The organism is Duncaniella sp., from assembly GCF_029056165.1.
In the GTDB taxonomy this organism is placed as follows: Bacteria; Bacteroidota; Bacteroidia; order Bacteroidales; family Muribaculaceae; genus Duncaniella.
The window spans coordinates 24,578-38,841 of sequence record NZ_JAIDBW010000018.1 but is presented as its reverse complement, the minus strand read 5'-3'; the positions used below and the strand labels follow the sequence as shown (position 1 = coordinate 38,841).

Annotated in this window: 15 protein-coding genes; 14 read left to right on the top strand and 1 reads right to left on the bottom strand. The window is 46.4% G+C overall.

Annotated elements, in window-relative coordinates; translation table 11 throughout:
• Both K2G41_RS04860 and K2G41_RS04855 read left to right on the top strand, forming a co-directional pair.
• Nucleotides 1–659, top strand: a 659-nt coding sequence (locus tag K2G41_RS04860) for a putative PEP-binding protein (RefSeq protein ID WP_366145392.1), incomplete at its 5' end; no start/stop codon positions are given.
• 208 nt (nt 660–867) lie between these two features.
• Nucleotides 868–2,361 carry a phage integrase SAM-like domain-containing protein gene (locus K2G41_RS04855; protein ID WP_300115266.1) on the top strand — a complete coding sequence of 498 codons (1,494 nt, stop codon included), beginning with the start codon at nt 868–870 and terminating at the stop codon, nt 2,359–2,361.
• A 114-nt stretch (nt 2,362–2,475) separates the two neighbouring features.
• Here the strand turns inward: K2G41_RS04855 and K2G41_RS04850 are convergent, their stop codons facing one another.
• Nucleotides 2,476–2,658, bottom strand: a complete 183-nt coding sequence (locus K2G41_RS04850; protein WP_300115263.1) for a hypothetical protein — start codon at nt 2,656–2,658, stop codon at nt 2,476–2,478.
• Nucleotides 2,659–3,521: 863 nt separating this feature from the next.
• Between K2G41_RS04850 and K2G41_RS04845 the strand changes: the two genes are divergently transcribed.
• The 12 genes from K2G41_RS04845 (at nt 3,522) to K2G41_RS04790 (ending at nt 14,174) form a co-directional block, all read left to right on the top strand.
• Nucleotides 3,522–3,902: a hypothetical protein gene (locus K2G41_RS04845; RefSeq protein WP_300115260.1), complete on the top strand. Its 381-nt coding sequence runs from the start codon at nt 3,522–3,524 to the stop codon at nt 3,900–3,902.
• 125 nt (nt 3,903–4,027) lie between these two features.
• Entirely contained in the window at nt 4,028–5,587 is a 1,560-nt protein-coding gene (locus tag K2G41_RS04840; protein WP_300115257.1) for a relaxase/mobilization nuclease domain-containing protein, read from the top strand.
• Between the two features lie 182 nt (nt 5,588–5,769).
• Nucleotides 5,770–6,696, top strand: coding sequence for a ParA family protein (locus K2G41_RS04835; protein ID WP_300115255.1), 927 nt, complete (start codon nt 5,770–5,772; stop codon nt 6,694–6,696).
• A gap of 21 nt (nt 6,697–6,717) precedes the next feature.
• Complete coding sequence (locus K2G41_RS04830; protein WP_300115252.1) at nt 6,718–7,149, top strand: hypothetical protein; 432 nt, start codon at nt 6,718–6,720, stop codon at nt 7,147–7,149.
• Between the two features lies 1 nt (nt 7,150).
• Nucleotides 7,151–7,747: a MarR family transcriptional regulator gene (locus tag K2G41_RS04825; protein WP_300115249.1), complete on the top strand. Its 597-nt coding sequence runs from the start codon at nt 7,151–7,153 to the stop codon at nt 7,745–7,747.
• A 5-nt stretch (nt 7,748–7,752) separates the two neighbouring features.
• Nucleotides 7,753–8,373, top strand: a complete 621-nt coding sequence (locus tag K2G41_RS04820; protein WP_300115245.1) for a hypothetical protein — start codon at nt 7,753–7,755, stop codon at nt 8,371–8,373.
• A 147-nt stretch (nt 8,374–8,520) separates the two neighbouring features.
• On the top strand, nt 8,521–8,877 hold the full coding sequence (locus K2G41_RS04815) for a DUF4134 domain-containing protein (RefSeq protein WP_300115242.1): 357 nt from the start codon (nt 8,521–8,523) through the stop codon (nt 8,875–8,877).
• Between the two features lie 18 nt (nt 8,878–8,895).
• Nucleotides 8,896–9,183, top strand: coding sequence for a DUF4133 domain-containing protein (locus K2G41_RS04810; protein ID WP_300115239.1), 288 nt, complete (start codon nt 8,896–8,898; stop codon nt 9,181–9,183).
• A gap of 3 nt (nt 9,184–9,186) precedes the next feature.
• Complete coding sequence (locus K2G41_RS04805) at nt 9,187–12,015, top strand: TraG family conjugative transposon ATPase (RefSeq protein WP_300115236.1); 2,829 nt, start codon at nt 9,187–9,189, stop codon at nt 12,013–12,015.
• Entirely contained in the window at nt 12,009–12,800 is a 792-nt protein-coding gene (locus K2G41_RS04800; RefSeq protein ID WP_300115233.1) for a hypothetical protein, read from the top strand. The genes K2G41_RS04805 and K2G41_RS04800 overlap by 7 nt, the downstream gene beginning before the upstream one ends.
• Nucleotides 12,788–13,480 (top strand): hypothetical protein, encoded by a 693-nt coding sequence (locus K2G41_RS04795; RefSeq protein WP_300115231.1) that lies wholly within the window; start codon nt 12,788–12,790, stop codon nt 13,478–13,480. The genes K2G41_RS04800 and K2G41_RS04795 overlap by 13 nt, the downstream gene beginning before the upstream one ends.
• Nucleotides 13,481–13,514: 34 nt before the next feature.
• Nucleotides 13,515–14,174 (top strand): DUF5045 domain-containing protein, encoded by a 660-nt coding sequence (locus K2G41_RS04790; protein ID WP_300115280.1) that lies wholly within the window; start codon nt 13,515–13,517, stop codon nt 14,172–14,174.
• Nucleotides 14,175–14,264: the final 90 nt, after the last annotated feature.

Below are 14,264 nucleotides of genomic sequence, written 5' to 3'. Positions count from 1 at the left end.
AACTTGCTGAGTTCAACCCGATGCTCGGACACCGCGGTTGCCGTCTCGGTATCACTTATCCGGAGATCACTGAGATGCAGACTCGCGCCATCATTGAAGCTGCCCTCGCATGCAAAGCTCGTGGAATTGAAGTGCATCCTGAAATCATGGTGCCCCTCGTAGGTTCACTCAAGGAGCTTCAGAACCAGGCAAGCGTTATCCGCGAAACTGCCGACAAAGTATTCGCTGAGAAAGGTGATGAGGTAATCTATAAAGTAGGTACAATGATTGAGGTGCCCCGCGCTGCCCTCACAGCAAACGAAATCGCTGAGGTAGCTGAGTTCTTCTCATTCGGTACCAACGACCTCACACAGATGACCTTCGGTTTCTCTCGTGATGATGCACCCAAATTCTTGAAATTCTACAAGGAGCACGGCGTGATCAAGGTAGATCCGTTCGAGGTACTCGATCAGACAGGTGTGGGACAGCTTGTAGAGATGGGTGTTAAGAAAGGTCGTGCAACACGTCCTGACCTGAAGGTAGGTATCTGTGGCGAGCACGGAGGCGAACCCAGCTCAGTTAAATTCTGTGCCAAACTCGGCATGAACTACGTAAGCTGCTCACCCTTCCGCGTGCCCATCGCCCGCGTAGCTGCGGCGCAGGCAGCGATAGAGGACTAAGACATACTTCTAACACATAAAAGCGTTAGGCTGTAACACTCCGATAAAAAGGAGGTTACAGCCTAACCTGTTCTTAGGAGGTTCGTTCATTTGGATACAGAAATCGAGCCAAATAAACGGAATTTGCATACACCAGAGCATACACCCCTAAACAACATCACATACACCGAACATACACCAGTGCATACACCTCAAAAATCAGACGTATATGGCTACACTTAAAGCAGTTGTGAGAAAACAGAGAGCCGATGGATTCTATGCGGTGTATATTCGCATAGTCCATCGCAGTCGAATGGGCTATATCAAGACCAATAAGGTTATCAGCCCAAAGAATGTAACAGCTTCCGGAGAGTTAAAAGATCCGGTAGTGAATGAGTATTGCAGTCGAGTAATTCTTAAGTACTCTGATATGCTAAATCGAAAGGATCTGACGGCATATTCTGTTGCAGAAGTGATAGAGTATCTTACTCGGGATAGTGGGACGGAATGCTTTAGTGAATATGCACGTCTCCATATCGATAGAATGACAAAGGCTGGTCATGGTCGAAACGCAAAGGATTATATGTATGCCTTGCAGCATCTGGAAAGATACCTTGGAACAAATAAGATCCTGTTTGCTCAACTTTCATCTACGGTTTTGAAAAAATGGATTGAAACTATGGCTCTAACTAATCGTGCAAAAGAAAAATACCCAATCTGTCTACGGCAAATATTCAAGGCAGCTTTAGTTGAGCTTAATGATGAAGAAAAGGGCATAATTCGCATAAAGTTCAATCCTTGGTTGAAGGTTCAGATACCAAAAAGCGACAAGGCTGCCCAGCGTGCTATAAGCGCCGAAGCGTGTAGAGAGTTCTTCAATCGTCCACTACCACAGACGAAGATGCTTTCCTCTCTCCCGGAATTGGGACGGGATGTGGCTATGCTCGTGCTCTGTCTTGGAGGAATAAATACGGCAGATCTATATGCCCTCAAAAAATCTGACTATCGTAACGGAGTCATAGGATACAAGAGAGCCAAGACTAAGCATAGTAGAAAAGATGAAGCCTACATCGAGATGCGTGTGGAACCGTTCATACAGTCAACATTTGACAAATATCTGGCTGAAGAAGATGATGAATTTCTTTTCACGTTTCATAATCGCTATTGCGATACGGATAGTTTCTGTGCGAACGTCAATAATGGCATAAAGAAAATCTGTGCCGATATGAATATGAATAAGGAGGATTATTATTGTGTATATACTTTCCGTCATACATGGGGAACCATCGCGCAAAACGATTGCGATGCAAATCTTTATGAAGTCGCATTTGGAATGAACCATAGTCATGGGCTCAATGTAACCAGAGGATATGTTAAGCTTGACTTTTCACCTGCATGGCAATTGAATGCGAAAGTGATCGATTTTATTTTCTTCAGTGATAAACCGAGTAAACAGGGTATTGCGAAAGACATTGAAGATACAGAAGACAAATTTTTCAGATTGTCTCCGAAGAAAATGGTACATGGCCGAGCATACTTCAAAGGGAAGATTCTTGCCGAAGTCAACGATATCGGTTTTGGAACAGTTGATGCTGTCATCAAAGCGTTGGCGCAACAGTTACCCTCAGACTTACCTGTTGGATGCGCTGTACACTTCAGAATTACTAACTGTGATAATCAAAAGGAAGTCGTTTACGAAAGAACCAAAGGCAAAGGATTTTGACCTAACCGCTACAACAAAGAGAAAAATCATTTCACATAAGGGAACAGACTCAAAACACACCCTATTGAGCCGTGTCGGGCATTAGTCCGGCATGGCTTTTTTTACATCAATAAGTCAGAATAATTGTCTGACTTGACCGAAAAGAACCCCAAGCAGCTTGAATGTCAACTTTACGGCATTCTTTACAAGGCGCAGAGCGAGCCTGATTATAATCTTGACCATTTTGGCGATAACCCATATCACCAGAAGGAAAGGAGAGAGTATGAGAAGTATGACGATATTGTAGGGTATAAACATAATTCGGTGTATTAAAAATTGATGGTTTCAGGGACTGTTCCGTTAGTAAAATTAATAAAAATTTTTAACATACGCAAGTTTTAACACCCTTATTTTTAGCGTATTATCCGATTTTCTAAGTTAATTAAACCTCAGTTCACTTAGCCCTATTATCGAATTATTTTGGCTATGGATATAGGGTATCTTTGGTGTATCGACCCTGATTCCTTACATTCTTTAGTCAATCCGTCCAAGCTATCTCAGTCCATTTATGTCCGGCATATCTGACTGCTCATTATATTGAACCCAAATACCAATATTCTATATTCCGGAGGCTGCGAACCTCAGTTTCATAGGCGATAGATGTATCATTGTGTTGAACCGAAGATTCAAATTCTCAATATTCTCAGTTTTTCGGTCCTACGTCTACTATATCCGATATACCGGGATAACAATGAAATCAGGATTATTTTATATCAGTCTTGAAAACCCGTTGTCCTCGGTTCATCGGGTGATTAGACGAACAGCCGTAGCCGGTAACTTCGCCATTCCGGGTTCATTTGTCTACCGTACCTGCGAAGCGGAGATAAGCAGACTTATTCTTTCAAGATTCTATAGCCGAAGTGTCCCGGTAACGGAGTCCAAGTACCGAGAAACTGAAGATTTATGTTGTGCATTTCTTCCGGGAGCGGCCGTTGCCGCTAATTTCGTAGTGAAAAAGGCCACGGAAGACATCGAACTGCGTTACAGGTTTTGTCAAGCAAGTTGTGCTTTTGTCATTACAAAAGCGACTTGCCGATTGCTCCGCATCGGAGCGATTCCATCGCTGTTTCGCTTTGCGAAAGTGTATCCGGGAGCCTTGGAACCCAGATAACCCAGTTACTATGACTCAAAGAACCAAGTATTTTCAACTTCGGCTTACGCAAGAGGAATATTACACATTGAAGCAAAAATCAGCCTCCTACACGTCTGTAAGCCATTATATTCGCTCAGCAATAAAGGAATACTCCGACATCGACGCAAAACGGAAGTTCCAGTTGCTCAATGACCTCAGTTCATTCTACCGGAAGTTTCAGGACGAACTGTCATGGGCAGGTGGAAACCTAAATCAGTCGGTCAAGAGAGCCAATGAACTCGCAGTCGCCGGATTCCTGACCCCGGCCTATATGACAGAGGTACTTATGCCCACAATCAACAGTACCCGGAAGACTCTGGACTCTATAAAACTGGAACTCCTAAACGTCACTAAAAAAGCCATCGAGTGATCCGGATATTATGACCGATACCCTTTGTAAACCGATTAAACCGACTGACGGACCAAGAAACCCCAGTCCGATAAACCGAGGTTCCTAAGTTTCTTGAACCGGGAATCTGAATTTGATAAACCGATATGATAGCGACCATATTACCGGGAAGCACAAATTTCCATGCCGTCGGGTACAATGAACGAAAAGTCTCAAAAGGAGCAGCCCGACTTATCGAGATCCTGAATTTCGAGAGAGCCACGTCTTTCGGTCCTCCGACTCCGGAGAAACTGAGAGACTATCTCATCAGCTACAGCGAACGCAACGACAGGATAAAGAAAGCCCAGTTCCATCTTGCCATTTCCTGCAAGGGTCATGAGATGACTGAGCAGCAGCTTCTCGACTTTGCACACCGATACCTTAAGGAGATGGGATATATGGAACCGGGACAGCCCATTCTTGTCTATTCCCACTATGATACAGATAACACTCATCTCCATATAGTGACCTCCCGTGTATCACCGGACGGTAAAAAGATAAATGACCATCATGAACGACGCCGTTCTCAGGAAGTAATCGACAGAATACTTGGGGAGGACAGCAAGAAGAAAGTGGACCAGGATTTTGAAAAAGCCAAGCAGTATAGGTTCAGTTCCTTCGCCCAGTTCAAGGCTGTGATGTCCTCTATGGGTTATGAGGTATTCAGAAAAAATGAAATGGTATTCTTCAAAAAAGGTGGCAAGATTCAGAAGACGATGAATCTTGGAGATTTGTACGATCTTCATTATCATGGGGAAACGGACAAGGTACGGGCACGTCAGCTTCGCTCAATTCTCAAAAAGTACCGTGATACCTGTGCGGACAAGGAGGAACTTAAAAAGGAGATGAAAGCTAAATTCGGAGTCGATATAGTGTTCTTCGGCAAGAAGGACAAGCCGTATGGTTATATCCTTGTTGACCATAGCACCAAGTCTGTGTTCCACGGTGCCAGAATCCTCGCGGTTGATGAGCTGCTTGATTTCGCAACTCCACAGGAGCGCTTCGACCGCATAGAGAATTATATCGACAAGCTTTTTACAATCAATCCCAAAATCACACAGGGAGAGATATTCGACAAGCTTCGACGCTATAAAGCATATATTAAGAAAGGTGTGATCTATTTCGACGGCCAGAGCAAGCCTTTGAAGCAGTTTATGGTTGATGCGCTTAAAAGAAACAACCGGATCCAATGGGTCGAGAGCTTCAAGCCTATGACTGAAGCCGAGAGGGATATTCTTTGCAAAATGGGCAAAGGGACTCCTTCCGATCTGATCTCACTCGCTCCAAAGAGATATAACGGCTACACCACATCATTGGCAAGGCTACATGATATTTTCGATGACCCGGATGTGACCGATGTCCGTAGAGAACTTCGAGCCGAGGGTTTTATTGTCATGAAAGACGGTGACAACACTTTCGCCATTGACTTCAACCGCCATATCATTATCAACCTTACAGAAGAGGGCTTTGACCTCACACGCCTGCAACGACAGAAGCAGACACCGAGCCAAAAGCAGACGCAGAATAATCAACAGCAACGGAAGAAGCCTGTACGGATACGACCGCTACGCGATGCCGGCGCAGGTCACGGAGAGAACCGTGAATGGGAGGTCGGATATAAAGGTAAATATGACAGGATTGATGACGGCAGCAGCCTGAAAAGATAGTCCGAAAACCATAGTGAGACTTTCTATCGTCACTATTTCGGGCATAATAAACCGAAAAACCTCAGATATTTATACCTATGCACTCCGGTTCAAGTGACCGAGGTCAGATAAGTGTTGTGCATTTCGGTTTAAGGTACCATCGGGTGATAATTTTGCATCGGATTTCAATCGCAAGACAAAAAATGATGCAGACACCTGTCATAGTGACTTTCGCCAACCAGAAAGGGGGCGTCGGAAAAACGACGCTCTGCGTCACCTTCGCCAACTATCTCGTGACGAAGGGTGTCCGCGTCGTTATAGTTGACTGTGATTTCCAGCACTCAATCCTCAAATGCCGTCGGAGTGACCTGCGAAAGTATGGCGAGGGAACGGTACCTTACAGCGTGATCGAGAAGGAAGCGACAGACAAGGACGATATGACCGAACTGATGGAGAAACTGCATAATGACCCCAGTATCGAGGTAGCTCTTGTAGATTCTCCGGGAAGCCTGAAGGCCGCCGGACTCGTGCCGTTGTTTGTGAATTCCGACATCATAGTTATACCGTTCCACTACGATCTTGTGACAGTACCTTCCACGGCGAGCTTCATCATGTTTCTTGACCGTCTGCGTCAGGCTATGTCCGGTGGTATGAGGGCGAGGCTCTTCATGATCCCGAACCTGAACGATGGACGTGTAGGCAAGCGGTCGGAACTACTTATATGGGAGAAGTCAAGGGAGACTTTCTCGACTTACGGGGATGTCACACCCAAGATGCCTAAACGTGCCGACATGGAGCGTTTCAGCACGATAGCGGCTCTGGATATGCAGAATGAGATTGTCCGGCCTGTGTTTGACAAGATATATGCAGCGATGTTCGACACGGTAAATCCTATCAGGGAGTCCAACCTCAGAGGAATACAGCTTATAGAGAACATCGACCCCAAGAGGAAGAAAAAACCGGCTAAGGCATCAGATTCCACTGCTGAAATGAAAGTTGAGTTTGTCGAACCGGAGACGCCACAAAAAAATCCCGGCGTCTCAGAATCAGCTGCAAATGTTTCTTCCACTTCAGATGATAACTCTACAGATACAACAGACAATATTACAGAGCCAACAGATAATAATTAAAATCAATCACTATTACCATAGATGAAAAAGGAAATTCCGGAAATAGACACATTGCTTGAGGGTATCAATGACCCTGACACAATGCTCGACCCATCAGCTGCACTTAAAGATGCAACATCACAGGATGCGGAACAACAGGCTGAGTCCCCATCAGACCAGTCCGAAACTTTGGACGATGGACAATTCTCAACGGTTGAGAGCAACGAAAGGTATTGGAACGACTTCATGTGTCACCTCAATTCCTCCGACAAAATCACTGATAAGGATGAGAGGTTGAACTGCAAGCTCGACCGTGACCTTGCCGATTCGCTCGATGACTGTGACATTGGGAACCATTGCAGGTCTGACCTTGTGAACGCCATCATAAGAACTTTCTTTGATACGTTCATGCCGAGGCTCATTCAGTACCGCCGTGAGAAGAAATCACTGTTCCGTAACTACATACCCTCTTGACATGAAGAAGAAAAAGATATTATGGACTGACGGGATGATGGAGACCCTGATGAATCTTTATCCTGTAGAGACAACGTCCTATGTCGCTTCTGTTTTGGGTGTATGCGAGAATACGGTTAAGAAAAAGGCACGTGAACTTGGCATAGAGAAGTATGCCAAATCAAAGTGGCTTGAACGTGCCGAATATATACGCGATCATTTCTACACAAAATCGTTTTCGGAGATTGGAAAAGTCCTTGGAATTACGAAGAACAGCGTGGGTAGGATTGCCGGGCAGCTTGGATTGAAGCGCACTACAAAGGAAACGTGTCATGTCAAGTCAAGGGTACGGGGTGAACTTATCAAGCGTGAGAAACGGCGTATGATATTCGGTCTCGACCCATTGACACATATCAAGGTCGTCACCAACAGACCCCGTATCAGACTCCGCTCTTGGCTGAAGGCTCAGGGATACATCGTCAGTGACCAGAGGAACGTGATGTACTACCCCACTGACATATCACGGCGAATGGAGCATGAGAGCCGTGGCAGGGAACTTGGACTCCGTTTCCTTCCTCTGCCGGTTGATGAAGAATTATTATTAACGACAGCAATTTAACGACTATGTATGGACAAATAATATCATTCCTGTTCGTGCTGCTCATCCTCTATTATGTTGTGATGATACTGCTCGACATTCAGAAAGCAAAGGCAGCGAAAGCCGCCGAGATGGAAAAGAACCCGGAAGAGGAAATAGACATATCGGACGAGGCGAATACATTCCAGCCGATTGTCATATCACGCGACGAGCCGAAGAAATCTCAGGGAGCCGGCCAGGAGACAGAAGAAAAGACAGGTGAATCAGCCGGACAATCCAAATCCGAGGATTGCCACCAACCTGATACTAATGAATCCGATAGGGATAAGAAGGAAAGTCCGGTTGATAAGCCAGTCCAAGAAAACGCTACTCCTGCTACTCCTGCTGCACCTCCTGTCAGTCCTGCTAATCCTACGAATCCTGATACGGAGAACAGAAAACCTGAATCAGATGAAACAGGTAAGAAGGACATGGCAGAAGATAATAAACGACAAGATGTTCCTTTCAGGCGCGAGGGCTATCGTGAACCCCTCATGACTGGTGGACTTACGGTAGATGAACTCCTGCTTGAAGTAGATGAGCTTGTGGAGACAGGCACTGGACCTTTGGGAGAAATTATCTATGAGTGCCGTAGCGCACATTTCTGAACTGATTGTTTTCTTATTCATATTTTTACGTTTTAGAATCCAACCTTATCTAAATCATTGAAAAACACACCGATTCTTTAGCGACATCTGTTCCTTTAGCGACATCTGTTCCTTTGGCGATTTTGAACCTTCAACATCTATTTCAAAATGCAGAAAATCAAGAACAAATGTCTGCGTGCCGTGTCACGCATCAAGAACTCCGCCTTCGTCCGCAAGGCAACCCTCGCCGCAGTAGCCCTGACTGTGGCAACCGGAAACGCAATGGCAGCCAGCAAGGGTGCCGCAGGTTTCACCAAGGCAACCCAGGAGGTAAGCTCCTATCAGACACCTGTTTCCAACCTGATGAAAGCCATCGCAGCGGTCATCGTCCTCGTCGGCGCCTTCAATGTATATTTCAAAATGCAGAACGGCGACCAGGACGTGAAAAAGACTATCATGCTGACGATTGGCGGCTGTATCGCCTTCATCGCACTGTCCGAGGCACTGCCCCTTTTCTTCAACTGATCACCGGCAAAAACAGACATGGCGATGAACGAAGACGGCTATCCGGTTTTCAAGGGTTTACAGAAACCTCTGGAGTTTATGGGCATACGGGGACGTTTTCTCACTCTGGCCGCCGGTGCCATAGGGGTGTCTTTCGTAGGCTTCATTGTATTCTCGATCGCGCTCGGCAAGCTCGCCGGCTTCATCGCCATGCTTGTGCTGGCCGTGGCGGGTCTCGTGACAATCTATGTCAAACAGAGCGGAGGGCTTCACAACAAGAAGCGCCACCGCGGAATTTTCATCTACAACAATATTTTCAAACGCTGATACATGGCTAAACCGCTGAAAAAGATATTTGACGGAATATACGCGCAGCTGGAGGAAACGGACGGCAATGTTGTCCTTTTCTCCGCCAAGGGTGAGCCGTCTGTCATTTTTGAAATGAGGAATCCGGTGCAGCAGCTATGCACCGATGCCGAACAGTACTCCCTGTTTCAGGACGTGCTTGCCAATATCGTGCAGACTCTCGGTGAGGGTTACGCCTTGCAGAAGCAGGACATACTCTGCCGCCAGTCTTACCGTCACGATGTGCCGGAGGATGCCGAGTTTCTTACCCGAAGCTATTTCCGATACTTCGAGGGAAGGGAATTTACCGAGATATGCACATACCTTATAATAACGCAGGAGGCTCAGCGAAGCCAGTTCGTTCAGTACGACCCGAAGAAATGGCTTGATTTCCATGCCAAGATTTCAAAGGTAAACGACATCCTTACTGAAAAAGGTATCAGCCATAGGAAACTGACGAAGCCGGAGGTCAACGAATACTGCCACCGGTTCATGGCGTTTCAGTTCCGTCACGGCTCTTTCTCGATGACCAACTTCAAGTCTTCGGACGAGTATCTGAAAATCGGTGACCGTGTGGTTCGGTCTTACCCTCTCGTGGATATTGACGAAATCAATCTCCCTTCTGTCATCAAGCCCTACACGGAGACAAGCATCAACGGCTATGCCATCGCAACCGACCTTCTATCTTTCCTTACAAGTGTGCCTTTCGCCGACTGCGTTGTTTTCAATCAGGTAGTCCAGATACCTAATCAGCGAAAGCTTCTCAGGAAACTTCAGGGTAAGGCAAAGCGTCACGGCTCAATGCCCGACCCGAGCAACAAGATTGCAAAGGCGGACATCGAGGAAGTGCTCAACCGTCTGGCTGTCGATTCGAGCCTTCTTGTGAACACCAACTTCAATATCATCGTGAGCTGTCCGGCTGACAAGGTCACGCCTGTCACCTCATATCTGGAGACCAAGCTCTATGAGTGCGGCATCATGCCGTCACGTTCCGCTTACAATCAGCTGGAACTGTTTGTAAACTCATTCCCCGGAAACGCCTACGCTTTCAATCCCGACTATGATCTTTTCCTCACACTTTCGGACGCTGCTCTGTGCTTCTTTTTCAAGGAGCATCTGAAGGAATCGGAAATTACACCTCTGACTACCTTCTACACCGACCGTCAGGGTCTTCCGGTGTGCATCGACATAACAGGTAAGGAAGGACGTAACAAGTTGACTGATAATGCAAACTTCTTTTGCATAGGCCCAAGCGGAAGTGGCAAATCGTTTCATATGAACAGCGTTGTTCGTCAGCTTTTGGAACAGAATACTGATGTCGTGATGGTCGATACAGGCGATTCATACGAGGGTATCTGCGGCTATTTCGGTGGAACCTACATAAGCTATTCCAAGGAGAAGCCAATCTCGATGAATCCATTTAAGGTTACGAAAGAGGAATATGACCTTAATTTCGGTGAGAAGAAGAATTTCCTTAAATCTCTGATATTCCTGATATTCAAGGGTAATGAGCTTCCTTCAAAGATTGAGGATATGCTTGTCAATCAGACTATCGTGGAATATTATGAGGCTTTCTTCCATCCGTTTGACAGGTATTCAGACCAGGAGCGTGAGAATCTTCGTCAGGAGCTTCTTGTGGCATACAAGATGGAGGACGATTACGAGGCTTACGCCCACGATATGAAGGACATCGAGGAACAGATAAACCATGAGCCTCCAAAGCTGGAAAAGCATGCCCTGATTCTTCCTTCCGAAGAAAGACGCAACCGCATCCTCCGACAGTGCAGGACGTTCCGGGCTATGCTGACTGATAAGGGCGCCACCGATGCGGAGAAAGAAAAGGCGGCACGTCAGCTTGAACGGTATAAGAAGGAGCTTCACGAGAACTCGATGCTCATAAAGATCGACAAGCAGATAGACCACATGGAGGAGCAGAAACGACGCCTGAAAGTGTCGGAGCTTTCCTTCAACTCCTACTATGAGTTTGCTCTTGAACGTATCCCTCAAATTACCTCTCTTGAAAAGGTGCATTTCGACATCCGGGACTTTGCCGCTATCCTAAAGCAGTTCTATCGTGGCGGTGAGCTTGAACACACGCTTAACTCCGACCTTGACATCAATCTCTTTGATGAGAAATTCATCGTCTTCGAGATTGATAAGATTAAGGACGATCCGGTTCTTTTCCCTATCGTGGTGCTCATAATCATGGACGTATTTCTCCAGAAGATGCGTATCAAGAAGGGACGTAAGGCTCTGATTATCGAAGAGGCGTGGAAGGCTATCGCATCTCCAACTATGGCTGAGTATATCAAGTATCTCTATAAGACCGTGAGAAAATTTCACGGCATTGCCGGCGTCGTGACGCAAGAGCTTAACGATGTGATAGACTCGCCAATTGTAAAGGAGGCAATTATCAACAATTCAGACATCAAGATTCTTCTTGACCAGACGAAGTTCAAGGACAGGTACGAGGATATAGCAGCCATTCTCGGTCTGACTCCCATTCAGCGTCAGCAGATCTTCACCATAAACGCGCTGAACAATCACGACAACCGCAACTACTTCAAGGAGGTCTGGATATGCAGGGGGCAAAACTCGGATGTCTATGGTGTCGAGGAACCGCCCGAATGCTACTGGGCCTACACCACTGAACGCTCAGAGAAGGAAGCCCTTAAAATCTATCTCCGTCATTATGGCACGATGCAGGAGGCAATAACGCATATCGAGATAGACAGGAAGAAAACCGGTATCGGAAAGTATCTTGATTTCGCAGTAAAGATAAATCAGAAACAGAAAGTAATGGAACTATGGTAAGACTCCGATCACTCCTATATATAATTGGTATGCTCACGGCTATGTCGGCCGTAGCGCAATACCGTGTCGTAATGGATCCGTACTGCCTTAAAGCAGTCAGCACCAATATGGCAACACAGAAGGCAATCGAGGACGAGCATAACAAACGGCTCGACTCCATATCATCAAAGCAGAACAAGCTGGAGCAGTACACGGTCAGTATGGCGACCATCAAGGAACTCTATAAATTGACTATGGAGAATGTCACCGGATTCGGTACTGAAAGCAAGTATTATATCGAGATAGGCAGTTGCGCCCTGGACATCATAAAGGATGTGCCGGAACTTGTCAAGGTTGTCAACAAGGCGAAGTTCGCTAACAAACTCCTCTGCCTTAATGAGCTTGCCAATGTTGTTACCCAGACTCAGCAGCTTGTGGGTGACTTCGTGAACATCGTTAACAACTCCAAGGTGGAGAACCCGCTAAAAGGGCAGGCCACCGCCGAGAAGAAATCCGACGGCTACAATCTCCTTGACCGTTATGCCCGTCTGACCCTTGCCAACCGCATATACTCAGACCTTATGGGTATCCGGTATAAGATTCAGGGAATGATGGCTGTGGCTCAGTACGCCACCATGAATGACCTGTTCTTTGCCATTGATCCGGAGGGATGGGCTAATGTGATGGTGATGAAGAATCAGGTCAACGGACTTGTCATGTCATGGAACGGTCTTGTGCCTGTTCAGTGGGAAAGTGTGAAGATTGATCCTGATGTCGTTATCAATCAATTCAAATGGGGACAATGAAAATTAGGATATACCTCATGTCTCTGTTGCTGATGTCTGCTATACCGGTTTCTGCTTTCGACCTGCCGAAAGACCTTCCTACATTTGAAGCACTTATGGCACTTCATAAATGCGTGAAGAAGGACGAGGACGCGGCCCTGCAACGTGTGGCAACAAGTTTCGGGGAGCAGTCGCTTGTGACGAAAGGGGCTAAGAAGTTCAATGAAGTGCGTACTACTCTTGATACCAAGCTCAATAACGCATACTCTTATGTAGTGCTTGCCGGCGCCATTTCTTCCACTGCCAATTCCTTGTATCTTCTCGCAAAGGAGTATGCCGACTTTACGGAGAACACCTATCAGACTGTACTGAAGAAACCGTTTGTCGCCTGGTACTACACGGAAGCCAACGTAGCCATTGCAAGGGAGATAAAGCATTGCTATACCCTTTATGCTGCTGTCGCCGCCTCCGGAATCAATTTGATGAAGGCTTCGATGGACGAGAAACTGAATCTCGTGATGACGCTGAAAACCTCCATTGACCGGGCAAGATATATCATCGACAACGCTAACCTGTACTGCTATATGATAACCGAATGTGGATGGAAACCCGACTACATCTGGGAAATCCTCACTTCGGACGTGAAAGACGAGATTGCAAAAATCGTAATCAATAACTGGAACAAAGGATATGACAACTAAGAAACATAATCTAAGGAATTTTTCTATTGCTGTAATGGCGGTGGCTCTTTTCTCGACCTCACTTCCTCTATCGGCTAAAGTGCCTTCAATCCACGATGACCAGAAGGAGAAGCAATGGATTTCGATGGAAAACGGGCCCTGGGACTTCGCACCCGATTGGTACTATTATTTCCTGCACAAGAATTATTCCGGAGCGGAGATGTATTGGAAATGGGCTGGCTTCAAATCCGGATACCGTGTCAGGTTCAAGGAGGAAAAGTCGAATGTCAAAAGAATCATGCCTGTACGTGTGACGGCTGAGGAAACCCAGCGTCAAAAACTGTCGGAAGTTGAAAAGGAACGCGCCCATGTAGAGGAACTATATAAGGAGGAACTTCTACGCGAGGCTGACCGCACGGTAGATCTGACATACGCAACATATAAGGACGAGTTCAACCGAATGCAGGATTGCATTTCCGACGGACTTCTATACTGTCTCCACAAGAGTGACGGCAAACTCCAGTATCAGGTTGACGAGATCTCACGTGTCAATGCGGTTCTTTGCGCCGACATCGCCTACATACATAAGACCGGTCCCGGCTACGAGCTGGAGAACGCCAAGCGTCAGCAGGCGTATGAGGACGCCAAGAAACGTATGGGTGATCTTGTGAGCCGGACGGCAAGGCTGTGTGCTGTAGCGGCAACCCACTACTGAAAGACGATATGACCACTAACTTATATATCACAAACCACTGATTTGTAAATATTCGACCACTAACTTACAAATTATCAACCGCTAACTTAC